Source organism: Streptomyces sp. NPDC001700, from assembly GCF_053596435.1.
The window spans coordinates 26557-42790 of record NZ_JBSFGE010000035.1; the positions used below are offsets into that span (position 1 = coordinate 26557).

General features: G+C 69.7%; 9 protein-coding genes and 2 pseudogenes. 10 read left to right on the forward strand and 1 reads right to left on the reverse strand.

Going from position 1 to position 16234, the window contains the following annotated elements; genetic code table 11:
• The first annotated feature begins 1616 nt into the window (after positions 1-1616).
• The 3 genes from ACWC5C_RS38285 (at position 1617) to ACWC5C_RS38295 (ending at position 8002) form a co-directional block, all read left to right on the forward strand.
• Positions 1617-1973, forward strand: a complete 357-nt coding sequence (locus ACWC5C_RS38285; RefSeq protein ID WP_450883323.1) for a hypothetical protein — start codon at positions 1617-1619, stop codon at positions 1971-1973.
• Positions 1970-5872: a caspase family protein gene (locus ACWC5C_RS38290; RefSeq protein WP_450883325.1), complete on the forward strand. Its 3903-nt coding sequence runs from the start codon at positions 1970-1972 to the stop codon at positions 5870-5872. The genes ACWC5C_RS38285 and ACWC5C_RS38290 overlap by 4 nt, the downstream gene beginning before the upstream one ends.
• Before the next feature lie 1881 nt (positions 5873-7753).
• Positions 7754-8002, forward strand: a complete 249-nt coding sequence (locus ACWC5C_RS38295; protein WP_450883327.1) for a hypothetical protein — start codon at positions 7754-7756, stop codon at positions 8000-8002.
• 169 nt (positions 8003-8171) lie between these two features.
• Here ACWC5C_RS38295 and ACWC5C_RS38300 read toward each other — a convergent pair.
• A pseudogene (locus ACWC5C_RS38300) lies at positions 8172-8321 on the reverse strand (site-specific DNA-methyltransferase); the annotation flags it as partial.
• 656 nt (positions 8322-8977) lie between these two features.
• Here ACWC5C_RS38300 and ACWC5C_RS38305 point away from each other — a divergent pair.
• The 7 genes and pseudogenes from ACWC5C_RS38305 (at position 8978) to ACWC5C_RS38335 (ending at position 16160) form a co-directional block, all read left to right on the forward strand.
• Positions 8978-10064: pseudogene (locus tag ACWC5C_RS38305) on the forward strand (C40 family peptidase).
• A gap of 73 nt (positions 10065-10137) precedes the next feature.
• Positions 10138-10446, forward strand: a complete 309-nt coding sequence (locus ACWC5C_RS38310; RefSeq protein WP_450883329.1) for a DUF6112 family protein — start codon at positions 10138-10140, stop codon at positions 10444-10446.
• Positions 10446-11126 carry a hypothetical protein gene (locus ACWC5C_RS38315; protein WP_450883331.1) on the forward strand — a complete coding sequence of 227 codons (681 nt, stop codon included), beginning with the start codon at positions 10446-10448 and terminating at the stop codon, positions 11124-11126. The genes ACWC5C_RS38310 and ACWC5C_RS38315 overlap by 1 nt, the downstream gene beginning before the upstream one ends.
• A gap of 30 nt (positions 11127-11156) precedes the next feature.
• On the forward strand, positions 11157-12557 hold the full coding sequence (locus tag ACWC5C_RS38320) for an SCO6881 family protein (RefSeq protein WP_450883333.1): 1401 nt from the start codon (positions 11157-11159) through the stop codon (positions 12555-12557).
• A gap of 95 nt (positions 12558-12652) precedes the next feature.
• On the forward strand, positions 12653-14125 hold the full coding sequence (locus ACWC5C_RS38325) for an SCO6880 family protein (RefSeq protein ID WP_450883335.1): 1473 nt from the start codon (positions 12653-12655) through the stop codon (positions 14123-14125).
• Between the two features lie 49 nt (positions 14126-14174).
• Positions 14175-14630: a DUF6238 family protein gene (locus ACWC5C_RS38330; RefSeq protein WP_450883337.1), complete on the forward strand. Its 456-nt coding sequence runs from the start codon at positions 14175-14177 to the stop codon at positions 14628-14630.
• 21 nt (positions 14631-14651) lie between these two features.
• Complete coding sequence (locus ACWC5C_RS38335) at positions 14652-16160, forward strand: ATP-binding protein (RefSeq protein WP_450883339.1); 1509 nt, start codon at positions 14652-14654, stop codon at positions 16158-16160.
• Positions 16161-16234 lie beyond the last annotated feature (74 nt).

The following is a 16234-nucleotide window of genomic DNA, read 5'->3' on the forward strand; positions in this document are numbered from 1 at the left end:
GGCAAGGGTATCCTCACATCACAGCAGACCAAGACGGTATAAGCGCACACACATTACCCACCCCTCCCGGAGTCGGACAACGGGTCCGCTGACGCCTCCTACCTTTGACTCCATCAGGCGAACAAGCCAAGGACGATTACCCCACCCCCGTCCTCCAGACCGTACTGATCGCCCTCAGCACCGGCGATGTCAGCCGACGACGAACCTACTGGCAGGCTCCCGCCCTACCTGCGGCAGCTACTCAGTGTGCCCACGGCACGCCCCAGTTGGACTGGCTTCCCCTCGCCAGTAGCCGCAGCGCGGGCCATCTCTGGGGAGAATTTGGAGAGTACGAACAGCTATGGGGAGCGCGCGGGAAGAATCAATTAGAGCGGGCCGGAACGGCAGGTCACCTCGCTGGCCGACCCCCTTCCGGTGCATCTGCCCAGCAGGACTCAGTCGGTCTGCACTCAGCGTCGCCTGCCCTCATCCCCCATCGGTGCTTGTCACCTAGACAAAGTCTCACCTGCCCGATAATGCGCCTGACACCCCATCACAACGAGCGTCAAATGAGCGTCATTTCAGCGTCAAGATATCGCCCGTAACGCCCACACCGCACATAATGGGGACGCGCAAAACCGCAGGTCAGAAGCCCGTCGCGGCAGGCTCCAGCACCGCCACGCACTCCACGTGGTGCGTCGCCGGGAACAGGTACCGCGACCAGAGACAAGGAAAGATGCAGGTCAGAGAGCCTATCGGGCGCGCCTGCCGGTGGCAGAGCGTCAAATGAGCGTCACGGCGAGGACCAGAATGGCACTCCCCGAGACGCACCCGCACCACATGGCCACCTCCCAAGGCTTCGGCGCAGTGCAGCCCCGTCCTTTCTCATCGTGTGAGGCTGAGAAGGGCGAGGGGTCGGGTTCAGTCTCGGGATGTCCGGCGGAGGCCGGCAGGAGAATGGTTCGTCCACCGACGGCTCGCCCAAAACACCCGCCCACGTCTGACCATCAAGGTGTCATGGCCCGCGCGGCACGAACTCGTGGGTCCCATGTGCTGCTGCGGGAGACGATGGTGGTTGGGGCAGTAATCCGCCGACGTACCCACAGCGCGCATCGTGCTCAAGCGCGACGCGTCGACCCGGAATGAGTTCGCCCCGGTGAGGTCGCCCACCAGCGCGAAGGCCATGAACCTCGCCGTCGCCGACGTCGCCCTGCTCGCCGACCGCTACGCACGCTGCTGCCGGACCACGACGAGACGTCCCTCGACATCTATTCGGAGACCGCGCAGCAGCGCGCCTGAAAGGCGCAGCACTTCTCCTGGGGATGGCTTGCATGCTGCATTTCCAGCCTGGCGCGGACGAGTTCGACCGCAAGCGCCAGATCGGTGAACTGCGCACGGTCGTCGAGTCCCCCAGCTGGCCGTGCTTACCTCGCCGAAGCGTACACCGGTGGCCCCCTGCCGGCCGGCACCCGGGGATGGCAGCCCGGGCCCCCTGCCGCCCGGGGCGCGTCCTGTCCGGCACGGACATCACCTGATCCATCATCACCTATGATGTGAAAAGGGCTTACGCACCGCAGGGGGACGGGTCCGTCACGACGATCCCCGGTCGCCTCGGGCCTGGACACAGGGGGAAGTTGATGCGCATTCTTCTGACTATCGAGGGCGGCCTGGCCGACGAACTGGGCATTCTGGAACGAGCGGTGAAGGACGACCTGAGGCGCCAGGGCGTGCGCATCGTCCGCACCACTGGCGAGGTCGAGCAGGGCGCTCTGGGCGCCGTCGAAGTACTGCAGTTCCTCGGAGAGAACGTCGCGTTGCCAGTGGCGCTCGCGGCCCTCCACCAATACGTGACCGACCGCCTGCGCGGCCCACGGCGCGGCGGGCTCAAGTTCGAGGTGATCCGGACGGACCTCCCGGACGGCACCCGCCGCACTGAACTCACGATGGAGGGAGAGCCGAAGGACGTCGCCGCAGCCCTGAAGGAACTGCAGTGAGCGGAGTCCAGGGGAATCGGGACGAGGAGAAGGTTGCTCCCGCCCTGTCCAGCGCCCTGCTCCTTGGCGGTGTCACCTACCCCCAGAGCAAGTTCGCCACGGTGCCCGCCGCGGCCACCAACATCGAGCGGCTGGGGCAGCTGTTCGCGGACACCGCCGTCTGGGGTCTGGGTGGCCTGCGGCTGAACGCCAAGAAGGACATGACCCGCGCCGAGATGCTGGACACCATCGGCGCCAGTTACATGATCAGCAAGCCGGACGGGCTCTACGTCCTCTACTTCGCGGGCCACGGCCACTACGACCGCCGCACCGAGACGCTCTATCTGGCACCGCACGACACCGGCGACGTGCTGGCCCCTCAGAACTCCATGGTGTCGGTCGCCGACATATTCCGTACGGTCGCCGAGCAGGAACCGCGGGCCGAGCGCAAACTCCTCATCCTGGACTGTTGCTTCTCCGGCGGCGCGATCGAATCCGTGCCGACTGAGGCGTCGAACGCCGGCGCCGAGCGGGGCTGGTTCGTGATGTCCGCCTCCGCGAAGTACCAGACGGCACTCGGCGACTCCGGCAAGGAGATCACCTTCTTCACCGGCGCGCTGCTCACCGCTCTTGAAGGGGTCGCGGAGAACCGTCCGAGCCTGTCCGCCCAGTGGGTCTTCGACACGGTCGGCGGCATTCTGAAGGACTCCCCCGACGCCGAGGGCACCACGCTCCAGCAGCCCCAGCAGTCCGCCGCCACCTGGGCTAGCCGCCCCTGGCTGCGAAACCGCAAGCACGTGGCGCCGCCGCCCGTCCCGCACACCTACACGTCCCCGGCCGCCCAGCCAGGCTCCGCGCAGGGCTCGGCGGCGGTTCCGCGCCCGGACGGCTTCCGGGCGTGGCCCACCCCCGTGCCGGACTTCACGGGACGGGACCTGGAACTCGCCGATGCCCGCCGGAGGTTCGGGCAGCGGGTGGTGCTCCCCGTGCACGGTCCGCGGTACGCGGGCAAGTCGGCGTTCGTCCGCCAGCTGCTCTCTTCGCCCGGCATCGAGGAGGCCGCACCGCCCGGACAGCCCTGGCTGCTGGTGGAGATGGTCATCCCCAACCCCAGCGCCGAGTCCCCGGTCCTCGGTGCCCTCGCCGATGCGCTCCAGGTCGGCCTGCAGGACGTGGACCACGCCGCGGCCGGCGGCGCCGCCGACCCGCGCCGTCAACTGGTCATCGACCAGTTGCGGGAGCACGCCCGCGGCCACACCCTGCTCCTGGTCATCGACTGCGGCCGTCTCGGCTACGACTCCGAGCGAATCAGCGACGAACTCGACGAGCTCCTCGCCCACCCTTATTTCCGCGACACGGCGAACATCGTCATCTCGCGGGTGCCCGTCGAGGTCGAGGGCGGGCAACAACTGACCCAGAAGGCCCCGATACCGCTGGCCGAGCTGACGGACGACGAGGCAGGCGAATTCCTCACCAAGCTCCTGGCTTCGGAGCGGGTTGCCGTTGACGGCGCGAGCGTTCTCCGTCATATCGAGGACGGACGGCTGCGGTTGCCGGGTGAGCTCTATCGCGGAGCCAACGGTTACCGCACTACCAAGGATTCCGTCACCGGATCCGCACCCGGCACCCCGACTCCCGACCCGGAGACCGTGGCCACCGCACTGGTGGAGGGCACCACCCCGAACCTGGCCCTCATCCTCTCGGAACTGGGCTGCTCCTTCGCCCCGCCCGGCGAGCAGTCGGTCACGCCGGAACCGCTCGCCCTGCTCGCGGTGTGGAGCCTCGCCGACCGGCTGTCACTGCCTCGCCAGGTGCTGAAGGACCCGGCGGTCGCATTCCCAAGCAGGATCCTGAAGATGCTCTTGGACTCCCGGGTTCTGTCCGCCGACACCTCGGGCTCCTTCACCATCGGCCAGGCGAGCGAACATGCCCTGCGGACCCTGCTCCTGACCGCGCTCACCGGCCCCGACAATGATCCGTTCACACGTCCTGTGCTCGGCCGGAAGCGTGTGAAGCTCCTGATCCCACCGGGGCTGACCGAGAGTGGCGATCTCGACCGCCGCCTCGCCGCTGCGGCGAGTGTCCTCTTCCCCACCGCCGCCACCGCGCTTGACAAGGACGACGAACAGGCCGACAGCGTCTTCCAGGCCCAACTGCGCACCGCCCTGGGCTGGATCGAGGACGACGCCGAGAAGCGGCTGCCGACGCTGCACGAAGTGGTCTGCGACCTGGTCGTCGCCCCCAAGGGTGACGCGCTGTACCTGCCCGGCTCGAAGGAGGCCCCGCTCCCCGAGCAGGAGGAGACCACCGAGGACACCCCCACCAAGCCCGCCGAACCCCGGCCCACGCCCGCCGCCGAGCCGGTCCCGGCCACGGCCGAGGACCCCGCCCCCACGCTGCACCCGCTCTTCCAGCTCTACCACTCGGTGGCCACCCTCACCTTCGCCGCCCGTCTGGAGGGCGCGGTCGCCAAGCGGGGCGAGATGTTCATGGCGGCCGCCGAGGAGGTCGCCACCGCCCTGACCGCCTGTCGGCCGGGTCAGAGCCCGCACACCCTGCTGCGTTCCGTCGATACCTCGCTCGAGTTCACCGGCAAGCGGCTTGGCCTGACCGTCCGGCTCCTCCCGGTACGGATGCGGGCCACCGACCTGGTGTACGAGGGCGCCCTGGAGCGGGGCCCCGGGCAAGCCGGCCGGGTCACCCTGGCCGTCTCCTGGCTGCTCAACACCGCCGAGGCGTTGATCGACGCCAACCGGCTCGATGAGGCCAAGAACCTCGTCGACCGGGTGCACCTGCTGGTGACCGAGATGCTCCGGCAGGACGACAACCCGCGCAACATCCAGGCGCGCCTGCAGATGAACAGCCGTGTCTCCCGCGCCCGTAGCCGCCTGCTGACCGACCCGGCGGAGTGCCGCCGGGAGCTGGTCCAAGTGGTGCGGAACGCGGTCGCCGGGCTGCGGATCACCCACGAGCAGGGCGAGCCGCTCTCCCTGTGGTCGATGCGCCTGGTCGACGCGGCCGTGCTCCTGCTGCACCAGAGCACCGACGACGAGGAGCTCGACGAGACCCACTCCCTGGTGATGGACGCCCTGGACGCATGCTGGGGCGACCGGCGGACTTGGCCGCCCACCCTCTGTGTGGCCGTGGCACGCTTCCTGCGGAAGGTCCACGCCTGGTACTCGGAGCCGGAGAGAACACGGCGTGGTGCCCAAGAGGCGGTGACCCTCCTGGAGCAGCTCCCCCTGCTCGACGGGTGCGATCTCGGCGACCGCACCCCCCCGCGAACTGCCTGCCCCGCGCGATCCGGACGCCCCGCAGCCCTCCCTGCACGACCAAGACTCCGCAGCCGTCCTGAGCGCACTGGCCCAGTGCTACGGGTTCCTGGCGCGCGCCCTGCGCGACAGTCAGAAGCACGGCGCCGCGCGCGCCCGGCAGACCAGGGCGGCGGACCGTGCCCTGGCCGCCGTCGAGCTGGCGCCCAGCCCGTTCGCCTACTCGGTGTGGCTGCGGCAGGTCATGGACATCTGGCGGACCACGGCGCGGACCAGCGAGGCCGGCGAGGCGGCGGAGCGGCGCCGCAAGGTGTGCGTCCGGGCGGTCCGTACCTGGCTGTCGCAGGAGAACGACCACTCCCGCCCCCACGGCGTGCTCGACCTAGCCTGCCTGCATTCCGACTGGATCTCCCAGGGCAGCCTGCGTGGCGCCGCCCAGGCACCCGGCAAGGACTTACTGATGGCGCCGCCGGAGACCCAGCAGCGGGAGATCGAGCGGATCTACGGCGAGCGCAGCCGCAAGCTGCGGGACCACCGCCACCGCTACGGTCCGTCGATCGAGCTGTGCGTGATGGAGACCCGGCTGGAGCGCGAGTACCGCCGCTGGACGGGCATCTTGGAGTACAACGTCGCCCGGCAGCAGCGTAAGGAGGGCAGAGGCCCTGGGCCACGCACCAAGGTGCCCGTCGTCGACAACAGCCCCGTTCTCGCCCTCTTCAAGGACGCGTCCCGCCGCTGGCCTAGCGACGCCCAGCTGATCTCCGCTGAGGCCGCCTTCCACCGGTACGTATGGAGCTACGAGAAGGCGATCGAGCTCTACGAGCACCTGGCCCGCACCGCCCCCAACGGCGAGGTCCGCCGGATAGCCCGACTGTCCGCGGCCGAGGCCATGCTGGCGGAGGTCACGTACGCCCCGAACCGCAGCTCCGCTCAGGCGCAGGACCGGCTCGCGGCGGCCCACCAGCACCTCAGCTCCGTCATGGGCCGCGACAGCCGCTTCAGCCTGGCCGCGGTACTCGGAGCGCGGGTCGCGCTGCAGCTCAACCAGCCGGTGCGGTGGCAGCCCATCGACGAAGCGTTCGAGTCGGTGGTCGGCGGAGACTACGCCGGCACCGTCGGCCGTTTCCTGGACCGCCGCCACTACGGGGAGGAACGCAGCCCTTCTCGGCTGAGCGACCTGGTGCGCATCACCGTCAAGGGCGGCGACTCCGGGGCCAACTCACTCTCCAGCCTCTTCACCGACTACCTCGGCGACGACGAGGAGGAGGCGCCAACCGCCCCAGAGTCCGCCGAGACAGCCACCGACACGGACTCCCTGGCCCTCGCCACCCCCGCCGACCAGGACATGGGGCAGTCGGAGTTCGTCGGCGAGCTGCTGCTCACCGACTTCACCAGCGTCCAGCTGCTCGACGGCCTGGGCAAGCTCTACCTGGACCGGGCACGTGACGTGGTGGATCGGTGGGAGCAGGACGAGGGCAGGCCGCTCGATCCCACCTCCGACACCGCCCGTACGGCCGCCGCGCACGCCCGCCGCGCCTACGACTGCTTCGACGCCTGCCGCCTGCTGCAAGAGGCCCACGGCAACGAGTCCATCGTGATCAAGTTCGAGCGGGGCCGCGCCGTCACCCTGGCCGCCCGCTACGTGCACAACGCCAACCCGTTCCCGCGCACCCTGATGCGCGGCCGAAGGGACCAGATCCTCCAGGCGGCCAACCTCCTGTTGACCGCCCGTGGGCACAGCGTGGGCGGCTTCAACCGGGTCTGCTCCCGAGCGGTCGGCGACAACTATGACGTGCAGACCCGCCTCGGCCTGCGCAAGCCCCCCGTGCCAAGGCCGGGGTCCGGGCCCCAGCGGTGAAACCGCGTAGGGCCCTCTCCCGTGGGAGGGCCCTACGCCCGGAACGGGTCCGTGCGCCAGCACGCCACCGGCAGCGCCACTTCAATCCCTGTCGGGGCCGCCTGTCCGCGCAGGAAGCCCATGCCTGTGCCGAAGTCGTCGGCGAGCCGGGACTGGTACTCGCCGAACAGACAAGCGCTTCGAGAAGGGCTTCCGAGATCCGCGCCTTCTGCCGGGCAGCCCGCGCCAGAACCGGCGACGCTCCGATGCCGACCGCCGAGGCGGAATGGCTGGAGCGGGCCGAGGCAGATGCCGCGGGGCTCGATCCGCTAGACCATCCTCTGGTTACTCCACCGGACCCCGGCCAGGCGGGAGGTGCTTTGTGACCTCCCGAAGGTCGATGCCTACGCCTACCCGTGGCCGTTCGACGATGAGGGCCGCTGGGTACTCCGTGAAGACCAGCCGACCGACCAGAGGCCCGTGATCTGGCTTCGGCCCGCTCCTAAACACTTTCGCCCCTGTCCGCGCAGGACAGGGGCGAAGGAACGTTCATGCAGCGACGGTGAGCGGGGCTTCCATCCGCTCCCAAGCTCGGTGGCCAGCGTGCAGCAGCGGCTGGAGGGGGCACCTGCGCAGCTCAAGGAGCTGTTCGGCGCGGTCGATGAGCGGCTTCTGACGCCAGAGGGGCGCGGGTGGAGCCGCAGCAACACTACTTCACCTACCGGCGGATGAAGAACTTCGCCATCGTGCGCGTTCAGCCGCGCACGGAGGTCGTGGCGGTGAACCTGAATCCGGCGACGGTGGAGCTGGAGGAGGGGTTCACCCGGGACGTGACCAAGGTTGGCTGCCTCGGCATCTCGGCGGGCAAGGTGATCCTGTGCCCGCAAGCCGATCTGAAGCGTGCCGAGTACTTCATCCTGCGGAGCATTGCAGCTTCCTGATCACCTCAGAGGAAGGGACAGTCGCATACCCGAATCGGGCGTGCGACCGCCCTCTCGCGGGCTCTGCCCTCTTCCCCTGTGGCCCGCTGCGGCGTCACTCCTCGGGCCCGGCGAGGCCGAAGTCGTCCTGGGCAAAATCGCGCTCAATGCGCTGTTCGGCGTCCGCGGTGTACTTCGCCCGCGCGGTGCGTCCGGTGCGCTCGCCGCTGGTGCGTCCGCCCGAGTTGTAGGGCGGATCGGTGATCAGGGCGTCGACGCTGTTGTCGGGGAGGTCGGACAGGACGGTCAGTGCGTCGCCTCGGTGGAGGGTGTAGGGCACGCGGTTTCTCTCTTTCGGGAGCCGGGCGCGCGAACTTCTTATGGGGGTGGCGCGCGGGGGTGAGCCGCTCCAGGAATACCGAACGGCATCCTCGGAGTCAGTGATTTCGCCGGAAGTTAATCGAGAATCCCGGCCGCACCAAGCCAGAGCCAGCGTTCCATCGGTGTGTGGATCGGCTCGTTTGGTGCGGCCGTAATTCGTCCCTACAGTCTCGGGCAAGCTCATCGGAAAAGACCGGGATCTTCCCCCGGCAAGCAGTGCTGATGCGTGCTGTCCAGTCCGATGGGCGGGTTGCGTCGGCATGTTGTCGAGCGTCTCCTGACCGGAGAAAGGCGTCTTTGGAATGTGGCGGGTGAGATTACCGGAGCGGCTTTCCGCCGCTCTGCGATAAAGCGACCTGGTGGTCGGGATGAACTGGTCCCGGCCACCAGGTCGCCGCCCCCTGAACGGGGATTTCGGAATTTTAACCGGCGCGGTTCCGGTGGCCTTTTCGACGAGAGCGCCCGCACCGCACCGCCTATGCACAAGGAGTTGCCGATGCGGCACGCCATGGCACGCCCGGCGTCACAGCCGGGTACGCGACACGCCCCTCACCCCGCCCCTGTCCCGCGCCCGTGAAGGCCCTGTTCGTCGTCGGTACGGTGGTCACCGCGCCGATGCTGCTGATCGCTCCGCTGGCGATGGCGATGACCGGTGCACACGACGCCGACGCGGCCTGTAAAAGAGCAGGCGGGCGGCGACGTTGACGCTATGGCGGTCGCGAAGCAGGTTCGCTCGATCCTCTCCGGGAGCAAGGCCGGTTCGGTCCGCGTGTCCGGGCTTGATGCTCCCAAGGAGCAGGTCCCGAACGCGCAGAAGATCCAGGCCACCGGCGTCGCGCTGAAGATTCCGCCCCGGGGCCAGGTGGTTGCACTGGCCACTTCCCTGCAGGAGTCGGGGCTGCGGAACCTCAGCTACGGCGATCGTGACTCGCTTGGGTTGTTCCAGCAGCGCCCCAGCCAGGGCTGGGGAACAGCACAGCAGGTCCGTGATCCGGTGCACGCCTCGGCCTCGTTCTACGAGCATCTGACGAAGGTCTCGGGCTGGCAGTCGATGACTGTCTCCCAGGCCGCCCAGGCGGTCCAGGCGAGCGGGTTCCCGGGCGCGTACGCGAAGTGGCAGCCGCTGGCAACCGCCCTGCAGAAGGCCCTCGCCAAGTCCCTCAGCGGCGGGGGCGGTTCGGGTAGGGGCGCCGATCAGGGCGACGAGTCCGACGCGGCTGCCCCTGGCGGGTGCGAGAACGAGGACGGGTCGTCGTTCGGCCCGATGCCGAAGGGGTCCATGCCGAAGGGCTACACAATCCCGACGTCGGCTTCCAAGCCGGTGCGCAGGGCGGTCCGTTGGGGCCTAGGGCAGCTCGGGACGCCGTACCAGTGGGGCGGTTCGTGCGCGGATGCGCACGGCAAGGACCCGATGGGCCGGTGTGACTGCTCCTCCCTGATGCAGGCGTCGTACAAGGCGGGCGGCATCAAGCTCTCCCGGACCACGTACACGCAGGTCGAGGCGGGTAAGGCGGTCAGCCCGCATCGGTTGAAGGCCGGGGACCTGCTCTTCACCCGCGGCTCGTCGGTCCGGCCGGAGCACGTCGGCATGTACATCGGGCGCGGCCTGATCCTGCAGGCCCCGGGCACCGGTGACGTCACCAAGATCACCCGGCTCGGCGAATGGCTGCCGTCGATCCTCGCCGCGCGTCGCGTCGCTTGACACACTTTTTCCTCCCCTCCCTCTCGCACCAACTCCGGGCTTCCGCGCGCCCGAACTCGAACAGGAGTTTCCTTTGAAGCTCGCGCAGCGTATCCAGCACCTGGCCTACGACCCAGGCGTACACCCCAAGGAAGGCGGTCTTCCCGGCCTCGACGTACTGAAGAAGGTGATGGGCAGCATCAACCTATACGGGATCATTGCCACGGTCGGGGCCTTGGCTCTCTCAGCGTTGATCTGGGCCTGGGGCCACCACAGCGGCGGTCCCCAAGCCGAGCAGAACGGTAAGAAGGGCACGACGATCGCCGCAGGTGTCGCCCTGCTGCTGGGGGCGGCGAATGGGATCGTCGCGTTCTTCTCGGCACTGGGGGCGCAGGTCCACTGATGTCGAAGAAGCGATTCCCCAACTCTTCGGGTCGGCCCGTCGAGGCGTCGTCGGTGCTGCGGCGCTCGGTGCTGATCGGCGTCATCCTGGCAGTGCTGCTGGCTGCGGCCGGTCTTGCCGCGTACCTCACCCGGCCCGATGCTCCGGAACCACGATCAGGTGGGCACCCGAAGTCCACCGCTTCACCGCAGTCGCCGACGCCCCGTCCGGGTGCGGGCGAGGCCGTCGGCGCGCCGCCTCGCACCAGCGATCCGGTGACGTTCGCGAAGGCGGCGACCAAGGCGCTGTGGACGTATGACACCCGGCGCTTCTCCCGGGCCGGGCATCTGGCCGGGCTGGAACAGTGGATGACCGGCGAGAAGAAGTACGCCGACCTCAAATCCGTGACGGGTCAGGTGCCCGGCCAGGCGCTGTGGGCTCGGATGCACGGCAACCACCAGCACGCCACGGCCCAGGTGAACGAGGTCCACTTCCCCGAGGCGTTCAAGTCCGCCATGTCCCAGGACCCCGGCGCGATCACCCAGGCGTACGTCTACGCCGTGACCGTGACCGGCAAGCAGTCCATTGCCTGGAAGGGCTCCGGTGCCGGGGCCGAGCCGCGCTCGACCACGCTCGCCGTCCAGTGTCGACCCCACCACCACTGCGCTCTGTCCGGAGTCCTCCCGGAGGTCGCCCCATGATCAGCGCCGATCTGCTGAAGGAGGTGTCCGATGGGAGCCTGTGACCTCCCTCTGATGAACTCGGTCTGCGGCGCCGTGCGTGGCGTGGCCGGGAAGACCGGCGAAGCCATCACGGACGGCATCGGCGCCTGGATCGCCAAGAGCATGGGCGAGGTCGCCCAGTCCGCCGCCGGCCTGGCGTCCAAGGGTGTGGACGAGACGACAGCCGTCGACCTGAACGCCGAGTGGTTCCGCCACAACTACGAGCTGGTCTTGCCCATCGGGCTCGTGCTCACCGTGGGGACGTTCTGTCTCCAGCTCACCCGGGCCGCTTGGCGAAGGGATGAACGCGCCCTCGCCCAGGCCGCGTTCGGAACGATCGTCGGCGTCTTCTTCGCCTTCGCCGCCATCGCCTGCACCACCGTCGCCCTCACCGTCGTCGATGCGCTGAGCGCCGGGTTGTTCCAGGCAGCCAACAGCTCTGTCGATGACGCAATCCGCCGCGTGATCAAGGTGAACGAGCTGGGGAGGATGTACGGCCTGGGCTGGGGTATCCCCACGTTCGTCGCGCTCGGGTGCGCGGTCGGGGCGTTCCTGTACTGGGCCGTGATGGTCGCCCGCAAGGTCGCGATCCTGGTGCTGGTCACGCTCGCGGTCTTCGCAGGTGCTGGCGGGGGTTGGGAGGTCGCCAAGCGCTGGCGGCGCGGCTGGATCGAGGCGACCTCCACTCTGATCGTCTCCAAACTGCTGATGACGATCGTCTTCCTGCTCGGCGTCTCCGCGATGGGCAAGTCCGACTCCGACGGCGGGATGGCCGCGCTCTCGGACGCCATGGCGGGTCTGGTCGTGATGGTCCTCGTTCTGCTCTGCCCGTATGCGACGTACAAGTTCGTGCACTGGGCCGCCGACGGCGGTGGGCACGACGACCTGCACCGCTCCGGCGTCGCCGGATTCGGCACGGCGGCCGGGGCGGCGAAGACCGCGGGGTACGTCGCGATGCAGGCCAAGACCGGCGGGATGGCACCCCAGGGACCGTCGAAGGTTCCCGGTCAGGGTGCCGGGGGCGTTGCCTCGGGGATCGACCCAAGTGGCGGCTCCGGTGGCGGCCAGGGCAAGCCGAAGCAGACCCACTTCCGCTTCGGCGAGGACCCGAACGCCTCCGGCGACAAGGGCAGGGCTCTTATCCGCCGTCCCCCGACCGACGGTGACCGGGGCCAGCCGCTCATCCGTCGGCCGGGTCAGGGAACGGGTTCGGATGCCGGCGGTGGTGCGCAGGGGGCGCCGGTCTCCTCCGCTCCCACCCCGCAGGGCGCCTCCGATGGGTCGACGGGGACGATGCACCGGCCGTCCTCGGCGGACGGGCCACCGCCATCCAGCGGTCCGCCTCCGCAGGGCGGTGCCACGCCCCAGCGGTGGATCTACCGCAACCGGCCGAGTGGTTCCGGCTCCTAGAGCCTCACCTGACGGGGGCGGGCTCAGGCCCCGCCCGACCGCCCCCGTCCCCCCTTCTCTCTTCCTTCTCCTCCGCTTTCAAGGACGGCCCTGTCATGCTCTCCGAGACCTCCCAGCCCGACGGCCCGGCCACCGTGAAGTTCCCGCATCGCACGCGCCGGGGCGTGTTGATGGGGCTCACCGTGCCGCAGTTGCTCGGTGTCGCGATCACCGGTCTGCTCCTGCTCGCAGTCCTGCTCGCCTCCGGCGTCGTCGGAGCGCTGAAGCTGATACCGCTGTGGGCCCTGCTGCTGGCGGCCGTCTTCGTGCGACACCGCGGACGATCGCTGGCCGACTGGGCGCCGGTCGCCATCCGGTACGCACTGCGGCGTGCGAAGGGCCAGTTGGTGTGGCTCGCCCGGGCCGATACCCGTCCCTGCCGGGAGGGACTGCTGCACCTGCCCGGTACAGCCGCCTCGCTCCGCGCCGTCACCGCCCCCGACGGCCGCTTCGGCGCGGTCCACGACCCGCATGCGGGCACTCTCACCGCTGTGGTCCGCGTCTCGGCCCGCGCCTTCGCGCTGCTCGACCCGGGCGCCCAGTCCGCCAACGTGACCGGCTGGGGCCGCACGCTGGCCGCGCTCGCCCGCACCGGACACGTCGCGCGCATCCAGGTACTGGAGCGCACCGTCCCCGACAGCGGTGACGCCCTCAACCGGTACTGGCACGAGCACGGGAACGCCGAGACCCCGCTGGCCGGGGCCGTCTACCGCGATCTGCTGGACGCCGCCGGACCGGCTGCCGCGCCGCACGAGGCGTACGTCGCACTCGCCCTCGACATGAAGGCCGCCCGCCGTCTGATCAACCAGGCAGGTGGCGGGCTCACGGGAGCCTTCTCCGTGCTGAGCCAGCTCACCTCCACCTTCGACCAGGCCGCCCGTGACGCCGGGCTGGCACCCGGCCCGTGGGCGTCCGTATACGAGATGGCGGCGGTGATCCGTACCGCCTACGATCCGCAGTCCTCTGCCGCGCTGGACCGGTGGTCCGAGACCGGACGCCCGCAGGCCGATCCCGCTGCCGCCGGTCCCGTGGTCCTGGTGGAGAAGGGCGACCGCGTCCAGACCGACTCCGCGCACCACACGACGTACTGGGTCGAGAACTGGCCCCGGACCGAGACCAGCCCGGGCTTCCTGCACCAGATGCTGTTCACCTCCGGGGTGCGCCGCACGCTCTCCCTCACCTACACCCCGAAGGGGCTGGACTCCGCGCTTAGGGACGTGCGGCGCAAGAAGTCGTCGATCATCGCGGATGCTGCCGAGCGGGCCCGCAAGGGCCAGGTCGACTCCGAAGAGGACGCCGTGGAGTACGCCGACGTCAAGGAGCGCGAACGGCAGCTGATCGCCGGACACGCGGATGTCGCTCTCACCGGGCTGCTGACCGTCAGCGCCGATTCCGAGGACGCACTCACCTCCGCCTGCGCCGCGATCGAGACCGCCGCCGTCTCGACCATGACCGATCTGCGGCGGCTGACCTGGCAGCAGGCCGAAGCTTTCACCCGAGCCGCCCTGCCCCTCGCCCTCGCGGCGTAACCAACCCGCCCGCCCCCCTGTGCCACGCTCGACCGAAGGTCCCTTCCCCATGCCGACCGACTCCCTGCCCGATGCGGCCTCGGACTTCATTCCGTTCGCCACCGCCGCGCTCGACTTCCACCGGGCGATCAACATGCCCGTCGCCCCCATCGCGGCTTCCCGCGCGGAGCTGGACTCCCTGCACGCGCACCTGGCCGCCCTTTACGGGCTAATCGACGCGCACACCGCCCGCACCACCCCTGTGGCCGAAGTCGAAGGCGACCACCTGCGGGCTTGCCGCATCCGGCTGTGGCAGGCAGCCGACCACCTCCACTCCGCTTTCCACGCGGCCCCGCACTCGGACACCGGCCGCCCACCTGCCCGGGAGGCGTGCCGGACCCGGCTTCCCGAGGGCACACCCGACCTCACGGTGTGCCAGCGCCACCTGGCCACCTCCGTCCGGGTCCGGCGGGATCACACACCGGCCGATCTGCGCGACCCCTTCACCGGCCTCATCCGCCACTGACCACCAGGAGCACGCCCCGGCATGGCCCCCTCGATACGCACCCGCGCCACCGCGAGCCCACTGTTCGTCCCCCGCAAGACCAACCGCCGCACCTCACGTGCCGAGCGAGCCAGGTTCGCCACCGCCCGCCACCAGGCCCGGCACGCCAGCCATCCCGAGCCTCGTCCCGCGTATTCCGGCGTCGACCCCGAGCTGCGGGCCACCTATCCCGCAGGAGGCCGTCCGGGTTCTGCCTCGGCCCGGGGTGGCAGTCTCCAGCTGCCCGCTCACCGCATGACGACCGCGACCGCTTCCGGCGCCTACCCCTTCCTTGCCGAAGGCGGCCTCGGCGCACAAGGCATCTACGTAGGCCGGGACGTCCACGCGGAAGCCGCCTTCTGCTACGACCCGTTCTCGCTCTACGGGCGTCTCGACGGGTTCACCAACCCCAACATCCTGCTCGCCGGGGTGATCGGGATGGGCAAGTCCGCCGTGGCCAAGTCCCTCGCGGTCCGTGCCGTCGCCTTCGACTATCAGATCTATGTGCCGTGCGATCCGAAGGGCGAGTGGACTTCCGTCGCCCGGGAGTTGGGCGGCCAGACCATCGCGCTGGGCCCCGGCCTGCCCGGACGACTCAACCCGTTGGATGCCCCGGCGCGGCCGAGCGGGATCAGTGAGCAGGACTGGCGTAGCGAGGTCCGCAAGCGACGCCTTCTCCTCCTTGGATCGCTTGCCAAGACGGTGCTGCGGCGCGATCTGCATCCGATGGAGTACACCGCGTTGGACGTCGCCCTCGACGAAGTCGTCGCACAGGCCGAGACCAGCGGGAGCACTCCGCTGCTGGGGCAGATCGCGCACGTCCTCGGCACGCCGGAGCAGCTCGACGCCGCCCTCGGCGAGCCCTCCGGCCGCCTCGGGCACGCCGCCGAGGACCTCGCGCACGCCCTGCGGCGGATGGTGCACGGCGACCTGGCCGGGATGTTCGACGCCGAGTCGACCGTCGCCTTCGACCCGAGCGCCCCGATGCTGTCCATCGACCTGTCCCGCCTGGGCGGCGCAGGCGACGACACCGCACTCGTCCTGGCGATGACCTGCGCCTCCGCGTGGATGGAATCCGCACTCGCCGACCCCACCGGCGGACGGCGCTGGGTGATCTACGACGAAGCCTGGCGCGTCATGCGCCACGTCGCCCTGCTGGAGCGCATGCAGTCCCAATGGAAGCTCTCCCGAGGGCTCGGCATCGCCAACATGATGATCATCCACCGGCTGAGCGACCTGCTCACCGCAGGCGACGCGGGCTCCCGAAGCCGCGCCTTGGCGGAGGGCCTGCTCACCGACTGCTCCACGCGGATCATCTACCGCCAAGAGGCAGACCAACTCGCCGCAGTCGCCTCCCTGCTCGGGCTGACCGGCATCGAGGCCCAGGCCGTCTCCGCCCTCACCAAGGGACGCGGCCTGTGGAAGGTCGCAGGCCGCTCCTTCATCACCCAGCACCTCCTCCACCCCCGCGAGCGCGAACTGTTCGACACCGACGCCCGGATGCACGGCTGACCAGCCAGAAGGCCAAGCGGGCGGTGCCCAACACCGGAAGCGGCGCCGCCTGCCCGACCATGCGAAGGAATCCA